This window comes from Streptomyces sp. NPDC026394 (assembly GCF_055567735.1).
Window position 1 is genome coordinate 518,234 of sequence record NZ_JBVHPX010000003.1, and the last position, 17,779, is coordinate 536,012.

Below are 17,779 nucleotides of genomic sequence, written 5' to 3' on the forward strand. Positions count from 1 at the left end.
GCGGTTCGTCAAGGCCCCCCACCCACTGGAAGATCGTCACGGGGTGCACGGCCGGGCAACGAAGATCACCATACTCGCACGGAAGGCCGGGGCGGCGCAGCCGCGGCCCGAACGCCCGAAGGCGACCACCCGCATGGGTGATCGCCTTCAGGTTTGCGAAGAGTCAGCAGACTCGTCGGGTCACTTGACCTCGACGGAGGCGCCGGCGCCCTTGAGGGCCTCGGCGGCCTTGTCCGCGGCGTCCTTGGCGACCTTCTCGAGGACCGGCTTCGGGGTGCCGTCCACGAGGTCCTTGGCCTCCTTCAGACCCAGCGAGGTCAGCTCGCGCACGACCTTGATGACCTGGATCTTCTTGTCGCCGGCACCGGTGAGGATGACGTCGAACTCGTCCTGCTCCTCAGCGGCCTCGGCGGCCGGGGCGCCCGGGGCACCGGCGGCGGCGACGGCGACCGGGGCGGCAGCCTCGACGTCGAACTTCTCCTCGAACTTCTTCACGAAGTCGGAGAGCTCGAGCAGGGTCATCTCCTCGAACTGGGCCAGCAGTTCGTCCTGGGTGAGCTTCGCCATGGTGGCGGTCCTTCCACTAATTCGGCTGGTGCCGGATGTACATTGCGGCGGGCGTGCTGAGCAGACGTGCCCGCTGGACTACGGAGTGGTTACTCCGCGGCCTCGGCGGGAGCCGGCTCACCGGCACCGCCCTGCTCGACCTTGCTGCGAAGAGCTTCCGCGGTGCGGACCATCTTCGTGAGCGGGGCCTGGAAGGTCGCCGCGGCCTTGGCCATGGACGCCTTCATGCCACCCGCCAGCTTGGCGAGCAGAACCTCGCGGGACTCGAGGTCCGCAAGCTTCTTGATCTCGTCGGCGGACAGCGCCCTGCCGTCGAGGACACCGCCCTTGATGACGAGAGAGGGGTTTTCCTTGGCGAAGTCACGAAGACCCTTAGCCGCCTCGACCGGGTCACCGGTCACGAAGGCGACAGCCGTCGAGCCCTTGAGGTGCTCGTCCAGCGTGATCCCGGCCTCATTGGCCGCAATCTTGGTCAGCGTGTTCTTCACCACACGGTACTGAGCGTTGTCACCGAGCGAACGGCGCAGCTGCTTGAGCTGAGCGACGGACAGTCCGGTGTACGCGGTCACAACAGCGGCGTTGGAGTTACGGAGCTTCTCCGTGATCTCCTCGACGGCTGCGACCTTGTCGGGCCTCGCCATGAGCCTCGGCCTCCTTCCGGGTGATGAGGACCGCGCAGAAGGGGCTGGGCAAAACAAACGCCCCGGCGCAAGCGCACGGGGCATGGCTCGACCGGGCGAAAAACAGACTTCGTCCGGGAGTTCTTCCTCGTCCACCTGCGCAGGCCGTCCGCAGCTAGCGGATCCTTCGGTTCCGTACGCCACAAGGGCGCACAGAGACAACCAGCGGTCTTTGGCTTCTTCGCTACGGTACGCGAACGGCCACCGCGCAGGCAAATCCGCCCCTGGACCCGGCGGCGCGCGGCGCGCCGGGCCCGGAAACGGCGGGTCGGGAGGGCGTCGGGTCAGCCCGTCAGGCCTCCGGCCGCGGCGCCGGCCCCGATCTTGCTGCCGTCGGTGACCTGCGAGGCCGGTGGCTCCTGGACGCTCACCTTGGTGCCGTAGTCGGAGTAGTAGGTCGTGCTCTCCACGAGACCCACATGGGTCCGGGTCTTCTCGGCCTTCTTGACCAGCAGGTCGCCCGGGCCTATCCAGAGGTCGAGGGTCTGGTTCTCCGTGCCGGTCTGCTGGAACGACTCCTCCAGCGCCTTCATGTCCTTGGCGCTGAAGTTCTCGGACACCTGCATACGGGCCAGCTCGGCCGCGTCGAAGGTGGCGGTGTAGTGGGTCGCCCGGACGCCGCGTACGTCCTCCGTACCGGCCTTCTTGGCCTTCCCCGACGCGAGGACCAGACCGACGGACCGCGACGGGTTGCTGTTCTGCATCTGGTCCTTGAGCACCGCGTAGATCGGGCTCTTCTTGGCCATCGCGTTGTAGTCGTACTTCAGCCAGGACTTGCCGCCGCCGAGGTTGAGGAACGCGGCCTCCGGGGTGTAGACGGCCTTCATGGGCTTGCCGCCGCCCAGCCCGCCCTTCCCGGACATCTCGACGTTCATCCGCATGCCCTCGGACCAGTCGATCTCGCTCTTCATGGTCTGTGTCGCCTGGCCCGACGTGGTCGTCGTCTCGGCCTTGGCCGACTTCTCCGAGCCGGTCTTCTCGGAGGCCGTCCGCAGCGCCGCGGCGGCGGCCTGGACGGGCGAGCCGTTGCCGCCCGCGTCGCCGCCCGCCTTGTTGCCGCCGTCCTTGCCGCCGCAGGCGGTCAGACCGGCCAGCATGACGACGCCGGCCGCGACCGCCGTGATCCGCGCAGTACGCACGTGTGTCTCCCCGTTGTAGATCAGCTTTACGACTGCGGGTGAGCGTAGTGCAGAGGGCTGACAGCACCCGGTGCCGGGCCCTACCGGGTCCCGAACGCCCCGCGCCGTCCCGTACGGGTCCGATGGCCGGAAAAAGCGCCGGGCCCCGCACCTCGGAGGAGGTGCGGGGCCCGGCGTACGCGTACGCGCGCGCCTGCCGTCAGACTCAGACGGCGAGCGCGTCCTCCTCGACGAGGAGGTTGCGGGTGCGGTTGCCGTCGACCGGGACGCCGGGGCCCATCGTGGTGGCGATGGTGGCCTTCTTGATGTAGCGGCCCTTGGCGGCGGACGGCTTGAGACGGTTGATCTCCTCCAGCGCCGCGGCGTAGTTCTCCACCAGCTTGGTGTCGTCGAAGGACACCTTGCCGATGATGAAGTGGAGGTTCGCGTGCTTGTCCACGCGGAACTCGATCTTGCCGCCCTTGATGTCGGTGACAGCCTTGGCGACATCCGGGGTGACGGTGCCGGTCTTCGGGTTCGGCATCAGACCACGGGGACCGAGCACGCGGCCGAGGCGGCCGACCTTGCCCATGAGGTCCGGCGTGGCGACGACGGCGTCGAAGTCCAGGCGGCCCTTGGAGACCTCGTCGATCAGTTCGTCGGAGCCGACGATGTCGGCGCCGGCGGCTTCCGCGGCCGCAGCACGGTCGCCGGTCGCGAAGACCAGGACCCGGGCGGTCTTACCGGTGCCGTGCGGAAGGTTCACGGTGCCACGGACCATCTGGTCGGCCTTGCGCGGGTCGACACCCAGACGCATGGCGACCTCGACGGTCGCGTCGAACTTGGCCGCGGAGGTCTCCTTGGCCAGACGGACGGCCTCGAGCGGGGCGTACAGACGCTCCCGGTCGATCTTCGCGTCCGCGTTGCGAAGAGTCTTGCTGCGCTTCACTGCTGCTCCTGAATGGTGGCGATGGAGTCGTGGTACGGGCCAGCGCCTGGCCCTGCCACGTGCCCCGTGATGCGGCGGGTGCCGCGGGGCGGATGCGGGGTGGCTGTCAGCCCTCGACCGTGATGCCCATGGAACGGGCGGTGCCGGCGATGATCTTCGACGCGGCGTCCAGGTCGTTGGCGTTCAGGTCGGGCATCTTGGTGGTGGCGATCTCGCGGACCTGGTCGGCCGTGATCTTGGCGACCTTGGTCTTGTGCGGCTCGCCGGAGCCCTTCTCCACGCCCGCGGCCTTCAGGATCATCTTCGAGGCCGGCGGCGTCTTGGTCACGAAGGTGAAGGAACGGTCCTCGTAGACCGTGATCTCCACCGGGATGACCCAGCCACGCTGCGACTCGGTCGCGGCGTTGTAGGCCTTGCAGAACTCCATGATGTTGACGCCGTGCTGACCCAGCGCGGGGCCGACCGGCGGAGCCGGGTTCGCGGCACCGGCCTGGATCTGGAGCTTGATGAGCCCCGTGACCTTCTTCTTCTTGGGAGGCATGCTCTCTCCGGGTCCTAGTGAGAGGTTTTTCGCCAGACCATCCGGTCATCCGGATGGAGGCATACCGCACAACGATAACGGGTACAGAGGTGCGGCCAAAAACCGAGCAGGTCAGACGGTCCCCGAGGGGCTCGTCTGACCTGTTCGGAAGCGTGGTTCCAGAAGGTGTCAGTTCTTCTGGATCTGGTCGAAGCTCAGCTCGACCGGGGTCTCGCGGCCGAAGATCTCGACCAGGCCCTTGACCTTCTTCGAGTCGGCGTTGATCTCGTTGATCGTGGCCTGCAGCGTGGCGAACGGGCCGTCGGTGACGGTGACCGAGTCGCCCACCTCGAAGTCCAGCACCTGGACCTCGACCTTGCGGGACGGCGCCGGCTTGCCCTCGGCCTCGGCGGCCTCCTTGGCGGCCTTCTCCTCGGCCTCCGGGGCGAGCATCTTGACGATCTCGTCCAGGGTCAGCGGGTACGGGTCGTAGGCGTTGCCCACGAAGCCGGTCACACCGGGCGTGTTGCGCACGACGCCCCAGGACTCGTTCGTCAGGTCCATGCGCACGAGCACGTAGCCCGGGAGCTTGTTCTGGCGGACGTTCTTGCGCTCGCCGTTCTTGATCTGAACGATCTCTTCCTCGGGGACCTCGGCCTGGTAGATGAAGTCCTCGACGTTGAGCGAGACGGCGCGCTGCTCCAGGTTGGCCTTCACGCGCTTCTCGTAGCCCGCGTAGGTGTGGATGACGTACCACTCGCCCGGAAGGGTGCGCAGCTCCTCGCGGAGCGCGGTGATCGGGTCGACCGGCTCGGCCTCGTCCTGCGCCGCGTCCTCGTCGGCAGCCTCATCGGCCTCGTCGGCGTCGGCGGCCTCTTCGGTGGGCTCGACGTTCACCGCGGCCTCTTCGGCGGGCTCGCCCGCCTCGGCGTCCTCGGTGTCGAGCTCGTCGGCCGCGTCGGCGCCCTCGACGATCTCGCGAGCGCCCTCTTCGTCGGCAAGCGCCGCAGCGTCGCCCTCGACCTCGGCCGAGGCAGCCGCGTCAACGTCGGCCGCTGCCGTCTCGACGGAGTCGGCGGCGTCGTTCAGGTTCGGGTCAGACACGGTGGCTGCTTCTTCCTGGCTTCAAGGGGTTGAACATGCAAAGGGGCGCCCGCAAAGGCGCCCTTCGCGGGATCAGCCGAAGACGTACTTGACGGCCTCGTTGAATCCCAAGTCAATCACGGTTACAAGACCGATGACGATGACGACGAAGACGATCACCACAGTGGTGTACGTCGAGAGCTGTCCCCGCGTGGGCCAGACGACCTTGCGGAGTTCGGCGATGATCTGCCGGTAGAAGAGTGCGAGGCGGGCGAACGGGCCCTTCTTGCCGCGCTTGCCGCCGCGGCGGGGCTTCTTCGCGTCCGAGCCCTCGTCTTCGGAACGACCGCGCTCAGGCATGTCGATGGAGCCCAGGGCGTCCGTCACTCGTCCTCACCTGAATCCGGGTCGTCTGCCGTGCCGCGCCCGGTAGAGCCGCACGGCGGTGCATTTCAGTACGTACGCGTGCACGCGACTCGGCGACGAGTGCGTGTAGCAGGGCCGGAGGGACTTGAACCCCCAACCGCTGGTTTTGGAGACCAGTGCTCTACCAATTGAGCTACGACCCTTTGTGGTTCCCCCAACCTACCGCATCCCGACCACTGCACCAGGTGCGTGGCCGTTCGCGCCCTGTCGGGAGCCAACGGTCTGCGAGTGTACGTGGTTCGCGGCCGGGCGTCGAACAGAAAGCCCCGAGGTGGTGCCCGCAAACCCGTGTGCCCGCCCCGACGGCGGTCTGGGAACATGCAGTACATGAGCGCTACTCCTCCCGCACAGTCCCCCACCGACCGTCGGGTGTCGGCCCGCGTCGGGGCGATCTCCGAGTCCGCGACCCTCGCCGTCGACGCCAAGGCGAAGGCCCTCAAGGCCGCCGGGCGCCCGGTGATCGGCTTCGGCGCCGGTGAGCCCGACTTCCCCACGCCGGACTACATCGTCGAGGCCGCCGTCGAGGCGTGCCGCGACCCGAAGTTCCACCGCTACACGCCGGCCGGCGGCCTGCCCGAGCTGAAGGCCGCCATCGCCGCGAAGACGCAGCGCGACTCCGGCTACGCGGTCGAGGCGGCGAACGTGCTGGTCACCAACGGTGGCAAGCAGGCGATCTACGAGGCGTTCGCGGCGATCCTGGACCCGGGCGACGAGGTCATCGTGCCGGCCCCGTACTGGACCACCTACCCGGAGTCGATCCGGCTGGCGGGCGGCGTGCCGGTGGACGTGGTGGCCGACGAGACCACCGGTTACCGGGTGTCCGTGGAGCAGCTGGAGGCGGCCCGTACGGACCGTACGAAGGTCCTGCTGTTCGTCTCGCCGTCCAACCCGACCGGCGCGGTCTACACCCGCGAGCAGGTCGAGGCGGTGGGCCGCTGGGCCGCCGAGCACGGCCTGTGGGTCCTGACGGACGAGATCTACGAGCACCTGGTCTACGGCGACGCGGAGTTCTCCTCGCTGCCGGTGGTGGTCCCGGAGCTGCGCGAGAAGTGCATCGTCGTCAACGGTGTGGCCAAGACGTACGCGATGACCGGCTGGCGGGTGGGCTGGGCCATCGGCCCGAAGGACGTGATCAAGGCCGCGGCGAACCTCCAGTCGCACGCCACCTCCAACGTCTCCAACATCGCGCAGGCGGCGGCCATCGCCGCGGTCTCCGGTGACCTGGACGCCGTCGAGGAGATGAAGGTCGCCTTCGACCGGCGCCGCAAGACGATGGTGCGGATGCTCAACGAGATCGAGGGCGTGCTGTGCCCCGAGCCGGAGGGCGCGTTCTACGCGTACCCGTCGGTCAAGGGCCTGCTCGGCAAGGAGATCCGGGGCAAGCGCCCGCAGACCAGCGTCGAGCTGGCCGAGCTGATCCTGGAGGAGGCCGAGGTCGCGGTCGTCCCGGGGGAGGCGTTCGGCACGCCGGGCTACCTGCGCCTGTCGTACGCGCTGGGTGACGAGGACCTGGTCGAGGGCATCTCGCGGGTCCAGAAGCTGCTGGCCGAGGCCAAGTAGCGCACAGCGGCGGATGCGCGGGCCCCGGGGGAAACCCCCGGGGCCCGCATCTGCTTTCGGGCGGGCGCTCGTTCGGGAAAGGGCCTACCGGCGCGTCGGCCCCGTACGGCAAGATCCTGGGATGGAACGTGTACGCGATGTCCGAGGGCTGCCGAAGGCCCACCTGCACCTGCACTTCACGGGGTCGATGCGGCCCGCGACCCTGCTGGAACTCGCCGACAAGTACGGCGTGCACCTGCCGGAGGCCCTGAAGGGCGGCGAGCCGCCGAAGCTGCGGGCCACGGACGAGCGCGGCTGGTTCCGCTTCCAGCGGCTGTACGACATCGCACGCTCCTGCCTGCGCTCCCCGGAGGACATCCAGCGGCTGGTCAGGGAGGCCGCCGAGGAGGACGTACGGGACGGCTCCGGCTGGCTGGAGATCCAGGTCGACCCGACCTCGTACGCGCCCCGGCTGGGCGGGCTGATCCCGGCGCTGGAGATCATCCTGGACGCGGTGCGGGCCGCCTCCCGGGACACCGGTCTCGGGATACGGGTCGTGGTGGCCGCGAACCGGATGAAGCACCCCTTGGACGCCCGTACGCTGGCCCGTCTCGCGGTCCGCTACGCCGACCACGGCGTGATCGGTTTTGGCCTCTCCAACGACGAGCGGCGGGGTTTCGCGCGCGATTTCGACCGGGCCTTCGCCATCGCGCGCGACGGCGGGCTGCTGGCGGCTCCGCACGGCGGGGAGCTGGCCGGGCCGGCGAGCGTCCGGGACTGCCTGGACGACCTGCACGCGTCCCGTGTCGGCCACGGGGTGCGGGCGGCGGAGGATCCGGCGCTGCTGGGGCGGCTGGCCGAGCGCGGGGTGACCTGCGAGGTCTGCCCGGCGTCGAACGTGGCCCTGGGTGTCTACGAGAAGCCGGAGGACGTACCGCTGCGGACGCTGTACGACGCCGGCGTCCCGATGGCGCTGGGCGCCGACGACCCGCTGCTGTTCGGCTCCCGGCTGGCGGAGCAGTACGAGATCGCGCGTGCGGCGCACGGCTTCTCGGACGCGGAGCTGGCCGAGCTGGCCCGCCAGTCGGTACGGGGCTCGCGGGCGCCGGAGGGCGTGCGGCGTGAGCTGCTGGCGGGGGTGGAGGCGTGGCTGGCGGAGGGCTGAGCCGGCCGGCGGAGAGCTGAGCCCTCCGGGCCCCGACGCGTCCTAAAGGGTGACGCCGACCGTCACCGGCTCGTTGACCAGCGTGACGCCGAAGGCCGCGCGGACGCCCTCGCGGACCTCGCGGGCCAGCGCGAGCAGGTCCTCGGTGGTGGCCTCGCCGCGGTTGGTGAGGGCGAGGGTGTGCTTGGTGGAGATGCGGGCCGGGCCGTCGCCGTAGCCCTTGGGGAAGCCCGCGCGGTCGATGAGCCAGGCGGCCGAGGTCTTCACGCGCCCCTCCCCCGCCGGGAAGGCGGGCGGGGTGGCGTCCGCGCCGAGGCGCTCGTGGACGCGGGCGAGGAAGTCCGCGTACCCGTCCTCGGTGAGGACCGGGTTGGTGAAGAAGGAGCCCGCCGACCAGGTGTCGTGGTCCTCCGGGTCCAGCACCATGCCCTTGCCGGCCCGCAGCTTGAGCACGGTCTCGCGGGCGTCGGCGGCCGGCACCCGGTCGCCCGCCTCGACCCCGAGGGTGCGGGCGGTCTCCGCGTACTTGATCGGCGCGGACAGGCCGCCGGCATCCTCCAGAGCGAAGCGCACGCGCAGCACGACGAACCGGCCGGGGTGCTCCTTGAAGCGGCTGTGGCGGTACGAGAACGCGCACTCGGCGTTCGAGAGGGTCACGGTCTCGCCCGCTGTGCGGTCGTACGCGACCACTTCGGTGATGGTGGAGGACACTTCCTGTCCGTACGCGCCCACGTTCTGGATCGGCGTGGCACCCGCCGAGCCGGGGATGCCGGCCAGGCACTCGATGCCCGCGAGCCCGGCCTCGACCGTGCGGGCCACCGCGTCGGACCAGTTCTCACCCGCGGCCAGCGTCAGGTCGGTGCCGTCCAGGGTGAAGCCGCGGGTGGCGATGCGCAGCGCGGTGCCCTCGAAGCCCTTGTCGCCGATGACCAGGTTGCTGCCGCCGCCGATGACCAGCAGCGGCGTGCCCGCCGCGTCGGCCTCGCGGACGGCCGCGACCACCTCGTCGTCCGTGGTGGCGGTGAGCAGCCGGGTGGCCGGTCCGCCGAGGCGGAAGGTGGTCAGCGGGGCGAGGGGAGCGTCGGTGAGTTCCTGCACGGGCTCAAGAGTACGGGGGCGGTCCGCCGCTCCGGCCGGGCCGCCCCCGTGCAGTGACGATCACTCGCCTCAGGCGAGGCGCACCACCGCGCGCGACATCCCCAGCACCTTCTGCCCGGCGCTCATCGCGGTCAGGTCGACCCGGACCGTACGGGCCTGGTCGTCCAGCTTGGCCGCGACCTTGGCGCTGACCTCGATGAGCGCGCCCTCGTCGTCGTTGGGCACCACGACCGGCTTGGTGAAGCGCACGCCGTACTCGACGACGGCGCCCGGGTCGCCGGTCCAGTCGGTGACCACGCGGACCGCCTCGGCCATGGTGAACATGCCGTGCGCGATCACGTCGGGCAGGCCGACCTCCTTGGCGAACTTCTCGTTCCAGTGGATCGGGTTGAAGTCGCCGGAGGCGCCCGCGTAGCGCACGAGCGTGGCACGGGTCACAGGAAAGGTACGGGCCGGGAGTTCGGTGCCGGCCTCGACGTCGTCGTAAGAGATCTTCGCCGTCATCGCGTCAGCCCTCCTGCCCGGCGGCGCGCGCCACCAGCTTGGTGAAAGCGGTCACCACGTGCTCGCCCGCTTCGTCGTGCACCTCACCGCGGATATCGAGAATGTCGTTTCCGGCGAGGGATTTGATCGCCTCGATGGTCGAGGTGACGGTCAGCCGGTCACCGGCACGCACCGGGCGGGTGTAGACGAATTTCTGGTCGCCGTGCACCACCCGGCTGTAATCGAGCCCCAGCTGCGGGTCTTCGACCACCTGTCCGGCGGCCCGGAAAGTGATGGAGAACACAAAGGTCGGCGGGGCGATCACATCGGGGTGACCGAGCGCCCTGGCGGCTTCGGCGTCGGTGTACGCCGGTGCGGGGTCCCCGATCGCCTCGGCGAATTCGCGGATCTTCTCCCGGCCGACCTCGTAAGGAGCGGTGGCCGGGTAGCTCCGCCCGACAAAGGACTGGTCGAGCGCCATGGGCTCGCAACCTCCCTGAAGTGGTCCCTGCAAAGAACCTGACCTTGCCATACCGGCACGTCGGCCCGGCGGGCCGGCACCACGCCGCGCGCCGCCGTCGTCGCACCACAACGCCGCGAGGCCGCCCCCAAGGTCTGGGGACGGCCTCGCGGACGAGCCTGGTGTTACCGCGTTTCGCGGTGCGCGGTGTGCGAGTTGCAGCGCGGGCAGTGCTTCTTCATCTCAAGACGGTCCGGGTCGTTGCGCCGGTTCTTCTTGGTGATGTAGTTCCGCTCCTTGCACTCCACGCAGGCCAGCGTGATCTTCGGGCGGACGTCGGTGGCAGCCACGTGAGTGCTCCTTGACGGACGGATGGACGGATGAACGCATAGAAGAGTAGCCGATCGGAGGACCGACCCCACAATCGGCTACTGTCAGTAGCGGTGACCGGACTTGAACCGGTGACACAGCGATTATGAGCCGCTTGCTCTACCGACTGAGCTACACCGCTGTGATGCGAGTGGACCCCGCCCGAAGGCGGGATACCTCACACATCAGAGCCCCAATACGGAATCGAACCGTAGACCTTCTCCTTACCATGGAGACGCTCTGCCGACTGAGCTATTGGGGCGAGCGATGAAGACATTACACGGCCTGCCGCCAAAGGTGAAATCCGTATCCGGAGCCCCGTCCCGGCCGCCCCTCGCACCACACCGGTACGACTATTTCGCGCCTCCGTGAAGGTCCCCGGAGCGCCCCCTAGGCTCGGACCACGCTGCGTGATCTTGCACGCCCGGTCCTTCGAGGAGCGCGATGTCCGACAGCAGTCAGCCGCAGCCGGGGCCCGAGAAGGCCACGGGCAGCGACGGCACGGGCGCCGCGGCAGGCACCCTGGTCCTCTGTGACGCACGGCTCGCCGACGGCCGCGTGGTGGACGTACGGCTCAGCGGCGGGCGCATCGAGGCGGTCGGCACGGCGGGCAGCCTCGCCCCGCAGGGCTCCCGCATCGACCTCGGCGGCTACCTGCTGCTCCCGGCCCCCGCCGAGCCGCACGCGCACTGCGACACCGCACTGACCGCCGACGCCGCCGGCCCCGTCGCCGAGACGCTCGAAGACGTCCAGCGCCGCACCACCGAGGCGGCCCTCCTGCAACTCGGCCACGGCGCGACGGCCCTGCGCACCCACGTACGGATCGGCGACGTCCAGGGGCTGCGGTCGCTGGAAGGCGTCCTCCAGGCGAGCCGGTCACTGCGCGGACTCGCCGAGGTGACCGCGGTCGCGGTGCCGCGGATGCTCACCGGAGTGGCCGGCGCGGACGGACTGGCCATGCTGCGGGACGCCCTCAAGATGGGCGCCACGGTCGTCGGCGGCTGCCCGGACCTAGACCCCGACCCCGCCGGATACGCCGAGACCGTCCTGGAGCTGGCGAACGAGCACGGCTGCGCCGTGGACCTGCACACCGACGGCGACGACCCCGCGCGTCTCGCCCGGTTCGCCGCGATGGCGGGCGGCCTGCGCCCCGGCGTGACCCTCGGGCCGTGCGCGGGCCTGTCGGCGCCGCCGCCGGAGGTCGCGGCCCGCACGGCCGAACAGCTCGCGGCGGCCGGCGTGACGGTCGTGTGCCTGCCACAGGGCGGCTGTGCGGCCCTGGAACGGCAGGGCGGCGGGCCGCCGGGGCACGGCGGGGCCGCGGGCGGCCGGGGGCCCCGTTCCGCGCCCGTACGGCTGCTGCGCGCGGCCGGCGTACGGGTGGCGGCCGGCAGCGGCGCCCTGCGCGACGCGGCGAACCCGGTGGGCCGCGGCGACCCCCTGGAGGCGGCGTACCTGCTGGCCTCCTTGGGCGAGGCCGGCCCCGAGGCCGCCTACGGGGCCGTCAGCACGGCCGCCCGCGCCACGCTGGGCCTCCCGGAGGTCCGCGTCGAAGCGGGCTTCCCCGCCGAACTGCTGGCCGTACGGGGTGAGAGCCTCGCCGGGGTGCTGTCGCTCGCGTACAGCCGGATCGTCGTGCACCGGGGACGCGTGGTGGCCCGGACGAGCGCGGTGCGCGAGTACTGCGACTCGGCGGCGGTGGTGGCGCTGGAGCTGCCGCGGCAGTCGCAGCGGTGAGCGGGCGGCTCCGAGGCGGGAGCGGGGCGCCCGGCCGCACCCCGCACGCGCCGGGTGCCGCGCCGGGCGGCACGACAGGCGTACGGTCGGGATCATGCGCATTGTCATCGCAGGTGGACATGGTCAGATCGCGCTGCGGCTGGAGCGGCTGCTCGCCGGGCGCGGAGACGAGGTGGCGGGCATCATCCGCCGGCCCGAACAGGCCGGGGACCTGCTGGCCGCCGGGGCCGAGCCGGTCGTCTGCGACCTGGAGACGGCCACCGTCGCAGACGTCGCCCGGCACCTCGAAGGCGCGGACGCGGCGGTCTTCGCGGCGGGCGCCGGGCCGGGCAGCGGCATCGACCGCAAGGAGTCGGTGGACCGCGGTGCCGCGTCGCTCTTCGCGGACGCGGCGGAGGCGGCCGGGGTACGACGCTTCGTCGTCGTGTCGTCGATGGGCGCCGACAAGGAACCGCCGGAGGGCACCGACGAGGTGTTCGCCGCGTACCTGCGCGCCAAGGGCGCCGCGGACGCCGACGTACGCTCCCGCTCCGGCCTGGACTGGACGATCCTGCGGCCGGGCCGCCTGACGGACGACCCGGGCACCGGCCTGGTCCGGCTGGCCGAGTCGACCGGCCGCGACGAGATCACCCGGGACGACGTGGCGGCCGTACTGGCCGCCCTCCTGGACGAGCCGCGCACGGCCGGCCGCACGCTGGAGCTGATCGGCGGCGAGACTCCGGTCGAGGAGGCCGTCCGGGCGATCGCGGGCTGACCGCGCCGTCCGGGACCCCGCTCCGCGCGGCGCGCGCGGCGGGGCCTCGGCCGGTCCCTCGAACGGAAGGCGTGCGGCAAGCGAAAAGGCCCCGATCCGTTCTCACGGACCAGGGCCTTTTCGGACCTGTGGCGGCGCCAGGATTCGAACCTGGGAAGGCTGAGCCGGCAGATTTACAGTCTGCTCCCTTTGGCCGCTCGGGCACACCGCCATGGGTTGTGCTGCCGGGAGATCCGCCGGTGTGGCGTCGCTCCGGGGCAACGACGTAAACCATACCCGATGGCCGGGGGTGGTTCGCCACTCGGTTCTTCCCGGACCGATCATGCTCGGGGTGACTAGGCTTGCGTAGCGGTCCCAGGTGGGCCGTACCCCTGACGGATCTATGTACGAGGAGCCAACTCAAGATGGCCGACTCCAGTTTCGACATCGTCTCGAAGGTCGAGCGGCAGGAGGTCGACAACGCCCTCAACCAGGCCGCCAAGGAGATCTCGCAGCGCTACGACTTCAAGGGCGTGGACGCGTCGATCAAGTGGTCGGGCGAGAAGATCGAGATGCGGGCCAACGCCGAGGAGCGCGTGAAGGCTGTCCTCGACATCTTCCAGTCCAAGCTGGTCAAGCGCGGGATCTCGCTGAAGGCCCTGGACGCGGGCGAGCCGGAGGCCTCCGGCAAGGAGTACAAGATCTTCGCCTCTCTCGAAGAGGGCATCTCGCAGGAGAACGCGAAGAAGGTCGCCAAGATCATCCGCGACGAGGGCCCGAAGGGCGTCAAGGCGCAGGTGCAGGGCGACGAGCTGCGCGTCAGCTCGAAGAGCCGGGACGACCTCCAGGCCGTGCAGCAGCTGCTGAAGGGCAAGGACCTGGACTTCGCGCTGCAGTTCGTGAACTACCGGTAGTCCATCGGCGCTCTGCCGGTGAGTCCGGTGGCGGACACGGCCGGGGGCGCGGCCCCGAGAACCGTCTCGGCGCCGCGCCCCCGTCGCGTTCCGTGCGCCTTGTCCCGCACGCCTTCTTCCACACGCCCTCTCCCTATGCCGGGCCGTCTGCCCGCCGGGCGCGCTTGCGGCGGGTGAGGAGGGCGGTCACCAGCGCGAGAGCGGCGGCGGAGGCTGCCAAGGCGAGCGCGCTCCCAGGGGTACGGCGGTCGTCCGAGAGGGCGGACTGCGACATGGGCGACTGCGCGGATGCGCCGGGGCCGGCTTCGCCGGGCGCGGCGGTCTCGACGGGTGGATCGGTCTCGCCGGGTGGGGCGGTGCCCGTTATCTCCAGCTCTATCGGCGCCGAGTTGTTCGTGGGGTCGGTGTCCCCCCGGATGGGTTCGCGTACCGACACTTTCCCCACCGCGCCTTCGACCTGACGGTCGATCCGCACCCGCAGCGATATGTAGTTGGGCTGGTTGCTGCAGTAGAGCTGCCCGTCCAGGTCGTCGCGTCCGCAGGTGTACTGCTCGGACGGGGTCCCCTCCCGCTCCGCCCTGGAAAGCGGGGCGAACGACGTCCCCGGCGGCAGGTCCACGCGCACCCTGTCTCCCCCGTGGCCGACCTCCTCCATCCCCACGGTGACGTACTCGCCGACCCGGCCGCGGAGGGTGATGCCCTTGACCGACCAGTCGGCCCGCGCCCGCGAGGGCGGAGCGAAGCGCAGTTCACCGCCGCCCTTGACAGAGTCGACGGCGACCGGCACGAGACCGAGTGCGGGTCCCGAACCGCGCGCGTCCAGCTTTTTGTAGTCCTCGGTGCCCGGGGGCGGATCGCCCAGCGGCCACACGGAGTACCGGTACGCCCCCTCGACCACGTCGGAATTGCTGGTGACCCACGGGAGGGGCTCGGCGGTCTCGTACGCGGCCCCCACGGGCACGGCGTCCGGAAATTCGCAGAAGACCGTGCCGCCGCCCACCCCGTAGTAGCAGTTGTCGTGGACCATGGCGCCAGGGTTGCGGGGAAACTGCACGTCTTCGAGGTCCACGCGCAGCACCACACCCCGGGGCGCCGCCGCGGTCCCGGTGTTCCCGAAAGCGGGAGTGAGGCGGGGGACGCCCTCCAAGGCGCCCGTGGAGCCGTACGGGAGGTTCTCCTCGGGCAGGACGTACGGCGTGTGGGAACGGAGCGTGAAGACCGGCTTCCCGGCGTCCAGTTGCGCCCCGCTCGAACCGCCGGCCCCTGGCCCGAGCAGCACCAGCGCGGCGACGGCCGCCAGAAATGCCGTGATCCATCTGCCGGTTCGCGCCATGACCGTCGATCGCCCCCGTACATCTGATCTTCCCGAAGGGGACACCCTCGCACACCGTGCGATTTTCACGAGCAGGCGCTTGACCTCACGTTTGGTTGAGGTCAGAGGCTGTTCACATGACTTCGGAAACGAACACCCGACGGACCGCGCACGCCCACGATGCCGACCCCGGTGGCTTCCCGGCCCCGGACGGGTTCCGGGCGGACACCCTGCCCGACATCCGGCGGGCCGGTGTCGGCACCGTACTGATCAGCGAGTGGGACGCGGGCAGCCCGGAGCGGCAGCAGGCCATGGCCGAGGGCGCCGCGCGGGCGCTGCGGGCGGCGCCGCTGCCGGACGGCCTGGTCTCGCAGGTCTACCTCACCGGTACGGACGGCCGCACCGTCCTCGGCTTCGGGCAGTGGGCGGACGGGGAGGACGGGCCCGCCGGGGCCTCCCGGGCGGCCGTCGAGGCGGGCGGGGCGCGGCGTTACCGCTACTACCGCAGCCTGCTGCCGCAGGGCGAACAGCCGGAGCCGGGGTGCGTGGTGGCCGTCTCCTTCGAGACGACGGGGCACGAGGCCGCACGGCAGCTCGTCGACGGCCTGCTGGACATGCTGGGCGAGGTGCAGCCCGGTTCGGCCGGGACCTCGCGGACCGGATCCGGCGGGATCTCCTCGAACTTCCACATCAGCGAGGACGGCAGCCGGGTCTTCAACTACAGCGAGTGGACGGACGAGGCCGCGCACCAGCGGGTGGTCGAGACGTCGCTGCAGCAGGGCGGCGCGGTGATGAACCTCATCGCGAGCATCCCGGGCGTCACACCGCTCGGTTTCCAGCGGTACGTGACGCCTCGGGGGCTCGTACGGCGGTGAGGGCCCGTACGCGATCGGAGCGAGGGGCGGGACGGAGCGGGGCTCCCGTATCCCGCGACCTGCTCAGTAGCGCCCGGCGAAGGGCTGGTCCGTCGGGACGATCTCGCGGCCGAGCGGGAGCAGGGAGAGCGGCACCATCTTGAAGTTGGCGATGCCGAACGGGATGCCGATGATCGTCACGCACTGCAGGGCGCCCGTGACGATGTGGCCCAGCGCCAGCCACCAGCCCGCGAAGATGACCCAGATGACGTTGCCGATGACCGAGCCGGCACCCGCGTCGCGCCGCTCCACCGTCGTACGGCCGAAGGGCCACAGCGCGTAGCCCGCGATGCGGAACGAGGCGATGCCGAAGGGGATCGTGACGATCAGGATGCAGCAGATGATGCCTGCGAGGACGTAGCCGACGGCCATCCACAAGCCGCTCAGGATCAGCCAGATGACGTTGAGGATGAGCTTCATGGTCGGCAGCCTTCCGTGCACCGGTGGGGTGCGGTGGTGGTGTCTTTCCTCCAGGGAGACGCAGCGGCGGTCGGAAACAGTTGCGGCCGGGGGCCGATGTCAGGACTGACGGCCCGCCATCTGTTCGAGGCGGGTGATGCGCTCGCGCATCGGCGGGTGGGTCGAGAAGAGCTTGGTCATCCCGTCACCGGGCCGGAACGGGTTGGCGATCATCATGTGGCTCGCCGTCTCCAGCCGTGGTTCGGCCGGCAGCGGGAGCTGCCGGGTGCCGGCCTCCAGCTTGCGGAGCGCGGAGGCCAGGGCGAGCGGGTCGCCGGTGAGCTGGGCGCCGGAGGCGTCGGCCTGGTACTCGCGGGAGCGGCTGACGGCCAGCTGGATGAGGGAGGCCGCCACCGGCCCGAGGATCATGATCAGGAGCATCCCGAGGATGCCGGGGCCCTCTTCGTCGTCGGAACGGCCTATGGGAATCAGCCAGGCGAAGTTGACCAGGAACATCACCACCGAGGCCAGGGCTCCGGCCACGGACGAGATGAGGATGTCGCGGTTGTAGACGTGGCTGAGTTCGTGGCCGATGACGCCGCGCAGCTCGCGTTCGTCCAGGAGGTGCAGGATGCCGTCCGTGCAGCAGACGGCGGCGTTGCGCGGATTGCGGCCGGTGGCGAAGGCGTTGGGGGCCTGGGTCGGTGAGATGTACAGGCGGGGCATGGGCTGGCGCGCGGCCGTGGACAGCTCGCGGACCATGCGGTAGAGCTGCGGGGCCTGGAACTCGCTCACCGGGCGGGCGCGCATCGCCCGCAGGGCGAGTTTGTCGCTGTTCCAGTACGCGTAGGCGTTGGTTCCCAGGGCCACGAGGACCGCGATGATCAGGCCCGTACGGCCGAAAAGTCCGCCGATGACGATGATGAGTGCGGACAGTCCCCCGAGGAGTACGGCGGTCTTGAGCCCGTTGTGCCTGCGGTGCACGGTACGCCCTCCAGGTGGTGCGGCAGGGGAACCCTTTGCTGACGTTTCCTCCACTTTTCAGTGGACCCTTTCTGTCTGGTCAACGCCAGATGAGGGGCGCTAGTTCCCTTGTGCATGCGGGGACGGCGTACGGCCGTGCGAGTGAGCCCGCGCACGGGCGCATTCCGGGCGCCCCGGCGAAGTGATCGTCGGCGGTCGCATTCCGGCCAGCAGTCGGCCGGGGAACCGTGCCGGAGTGACCGAAGATCGCGGCCGGAGGGAAGGAGAGCGGCCGGGCCGCGCTCAGGATCGGTCCGCGATCGGTCCTGGACCACCGTCAGGCTCGGTCC

Annotated in this window: 20 protein-coding genes and 4 tRNA genes; 6 read left to right on the top strand and 18 right to left on the bottom strand. The window is 70.5% G+C overall.

Annotation, left to right across the window (positions count from 1 at the left end; translation table 11 throughout):
- Positions 1-180: 180 nt before the first annotated feature.
- The 8 genes from rplL to ACZ4QV_RS10755 form a co-directional block, all read right to left on the bottom strand.
- Entirely contained in the window at positions 181-567 is a 387-nt protein-coding gene (gene rplL / locus ACZ4QV_RS10720) for a 50S ribosomal protein L7/L12 (protein WP_030017005.1), read from the bottom strand.
- Between the two features lie 89 nt (positions 568-656).
- Positions 657-1,208, bottom strand: coding sequence for a 50S ribosomal protein L10 (rplJ, locus tag ACZ4QV_RS10725; RefSeq protein ID WP_030017006.1), 552 nt, complete (start codon positions 1,206-1,208; stop codon positions 657-659).
- A 323-nt stretch (positions 1,209-1,531) separates the two neighbouring features.
- Positions 1,532-2,386, bottom strand: a complete 855-nt coding sequence (locus ACZ4QV_RS10730; protein WP_467762778.1) for an SCO4651 family lipoprotein — start codon at positions 2,384-2,386, stop codon at positions 1,532-1,534.
- Positions 2,387-2,591: 205 nt separating this feature from the next.
- The gene (gene rplA / locus ACZ4QV_RS10735) at positions 2,592-3,314 is read right to left on the bottom strand and encodes a 50S ribosomal protein L1 (protein WP_361149160.1); all 723 of its coding nucleotides are present in this window, start codon (positions 3,312-3,314) and stop codon (positions 2,592-2,594) included.
- Between the two features lie 106 nt (positions 3,315-3,420).
- Positions 3,421-3,855, bottom strand: a complete 435-nt coding sequence (gene rplK / locus ACZ4QV_RS10740) for a 50S ribosomal protein L11 (protein WP_030017009.1) — start codon at positions 3,853-3,855, stop codon at positions 3,421-3,423.
- A gap of 168 nt (positions 3,856-4,023) precedes the next feature.
- Positions 4,024-4,938, bottom strand: coding sequence for a transcription termination/antitermination protein NusG (gene nusG, locus ACZ4QV_RS10745; protein ID WP_361616004.1), 915 nt, complete (start codon positions 4,936-4,938; stop codon positions 4,024-4,026).
- Between the two features lie 72 nt (positions 4,939-5,010).
- Positions 5,011-5,304, bottom strand: a complete 294-nt coding sequence (secE, locus tag ACZ4QV_RS10750; RefSeq protein WP_030017011.1) for a preprotein translocase subunit SecE — start codon at positions 5,302-5,304, stop codon at positions 5,011-5,013.
- 109 nt (positions 5,305-5,413) lie between these two features.
- A tRNA-Trp gene (locus ACZ4QV_RS10755) sits at positions 5,414-5,486 on the bottom strand.
- 184 nt (positions 5,487-5,670) lie between these two features.
- Between ACZ4QV_RS10755 and ACZ4QV_RS10760 the strand changes: the two genes are divergently transcribed.
- Both ACZ4QV_RS10760 and ACZ4QV_RS10765 read left to right on the top strand, forming a co-directional pair.
- Positions 5,671-6,903, top strand: coding sequence for a pyridoxal phosphate-dependent aminotransferase (locus ACZ4QV_RS10760; protein WP_467762779.1), 1,233 nt, complete (start codon positions 5,671-5,673; stop codon positions 6,901-6,903).
- Positions 6,904-7,024: 121 nt separating this feature from the next.
- Positions 7,025-8,047 (top strand): adenosine deaminase, encoded by a 1,023-nt coding sequence (locus tag ACZ4QV_RS10765; RefSeq protein ID WP_361616002.1) that lies wholly within the window; start codon positions 7,025-7,027, stop codon positions 8,045-8,047.
- A 42-nt stretch (positions 8,048-8,089) separates the two neighbouring features.
- Here ACZ4QV_RS10765 and ACZ4QV_RS10770 read toward each other — a convergent pair whose 3' ends face one another.
- The 6 genes from ACZ4QV_RS10770 to ACZ4QV_RS10795 all read right to left on the bottom strand — a co-directional run bounded on the left by ACZ4QV_RS10770 (position 8,090) and on the right by ACZ4QV_RS10795 (position 10,719).
- Positions 8,090-9,145 carry a UDP-N-acetylmuramate dehydrogenase gene (locus ACZ4QV_RS10770; protein ID WP_361584297.1) on the bottom strand — a complete coding sequence of 352 codons (1,056 nt, stop codon included), beginning with the start codon at positions 9,143-9,145 and terminating at the stop codon, positions 8,090-8,092.
- A gap of 69 nt (positions 9,146-9,214) precedes the next feature.
- Positions 9,215-9,649, bottom strand: coding sequence for a MaoC family dehydratase (locus ACZ4QV_RS10775; protein WP_361149144.1), 435 nt, complete (start codon positions 9,647-9,649; stop codon positions 9,215-9,217).
- Between the two features lie 4 nt (positions 9,650-9,653).
- On the bottom strand, positions 9,654-10,109 hold the full coding sequence (locus tag ACZ4QV_RS10780; protein ID WP_361149141.1) for a MaoC family dehydratase N-terminal domain-containing protein: 456 nt from the start codon (positions 10,107-10,109) through the stop codon (positions 9,654-9,656).
- Positions 10,110-10,273: 164 nt separating this feature from the next.
- On the bottom strand, positions 10,274-10,438 hold the full coding sequence (gene rpmG, locus ACZ4QV_RS10785; RefSeq protein WP_006604855.1) for a 50S ribosomal protein L33: 165 nt from the start codon (positions 10,436-10,438) through the stop codon (positions 10,274-10,276).
- Between the two features lie 88 nt (positions 10,439-10,526).
- Positions 10,527-10,599 (bottom strand) — tRNA-Met (locus ACZ4QV_RS10790).
- A 47-nt stretch (positions 10,600-10,646) separates the two neighbouring features.
- A tRNA-Thr gene (locus ACZ4QV_RS10795) sits at positions 10,647-10,719 on the bottom strand.
- 182 nt (positions 10,720-10,901) lie between these two features.
- Here ACZ4QV_RS10795 and ACZ4QV_RS10800 point away from each other — a divergent pair.
- Together ACZ4QV_RS10800 and ACZ4QV_RS10805 are read left to right on the top strand one after the other, a co-directional pair.
- Positions 10,902-12,194, top strand: coding sequence for an amidohydrolase family protein (locus tag ACZ4QV_RS10800; RefSeq protein ID WP_361149138.1), 1,293 nt, complete (start codon positions 10,902-10,904; stop codon positions 12,192-12,194).
- 94 nt (positions 12,195-12,288) lie between these two features.
- Positions 12,289-12,948: an SDR family oxidoreductase gene (locus ACZ4QV_RS10805; protein WP_467762780.1), complete on the top strand. Its 660-nt coding sequence runs from the start codon at positions 12,289-12,291 to the stop codon at positions 12,946-12,948.
- Positions 12,949-13,077: 129 nt separating this feature from the next.
- On the opposite strand, the gene ACZ4QV_RS10810 is transcribed toward ACZ4QV_RS10805, so the two are convergent.
- Positions 13,078-13,159: transfer RNA gene (locus tag ACZ4QV_RS10810), tRNA-Tyr, on the bottom strand.
- Between the two features lie 193 nt (positions 13,160-13,352).
- Here ACZ4QV_RS10810 and ACZ4QV_RS10815 point away from each other — a divergent pair.
- The gene (locus ACZ4QV_RS10815) at positions 13,353-13,841 is read left to right on the top strand and encodes a YajQ family cyclic di-GMP-binding protein (RefSeq protein ID WP_361149133.1); all 489 of its coding nucleotides are present in this window, start codon (positions 13,353-13,355) and stop codon (positions 13,839-13,841) included.
- A 133-nt stretch (positions 13,842-13,974) separates the two neighbouring features.
- On the opposite strand, the gene ACZ4QV_RS10820 is transcribed toward ACZ4QV_RS10815, so the two are convergent.
- Entirely contained in the window at positions 13,975-15,174 is a 1,200-nt protein-coding gene (locus ACZ4QV_RS10820) for a hypothetical protein (RefSeq protein ID WP_361619940.1), read from the bottom strand.
- A 116-nt stretch (positions 15,175-15,290) separates the two neighbouring features.
- Between ACZ4QV_RS10820 and ACZ4QV_RS10825 the strand changes: the two genes are divergently transcribed.
- The gene (locus tag ACZ4QV_RS10825) at positions 15,291-16,028 is read left to right on the top strand and encodes a hypothetical protein (RefSeq protein ID WP_361149129.1); all 738 of its coding nucleotides are present in this window, start codon (positions 15,291-15,293) and stop codon (positions 16,026-16,028) included.
- A 63-nt stretch (positions 16,029-16,091) separates the two neighbouring features.
- Here ACZ4QV_RS10825 and ACZ4QV_RS10830 read toward each other — a convergent pair whose 3' ends face one another.
- Positions 16,092-16,487 carry a YccF domain-containing protein gene (locus ACZ4QV_RS10830; protein WP_361149126.1) on the bottom strand — a complete coding sequence of 132 codons (396 nt, stop codon included), beginning with the start codon at positions 16,485-16,487 and terminating at the stop codon, positions 16,092-16,094.
- 99 nt (positions 16,488-16,586) lie between these two features.
- The gene (gene htpX / locus ACZ4QV_RS10835) at positions 16,587-17,450 is read right to left on the bottom strand and encodes a zinc metalloprotease HtpX (RefSeq protein WP_361149124.1); all 864 of its coding nucleotides are present in this window, start codon (positions 17,448-17,450) and stop codon (positions 16,587-16,589) included.
- Positions 17,451-17,779: the final 329 nt, after the last annotated feature.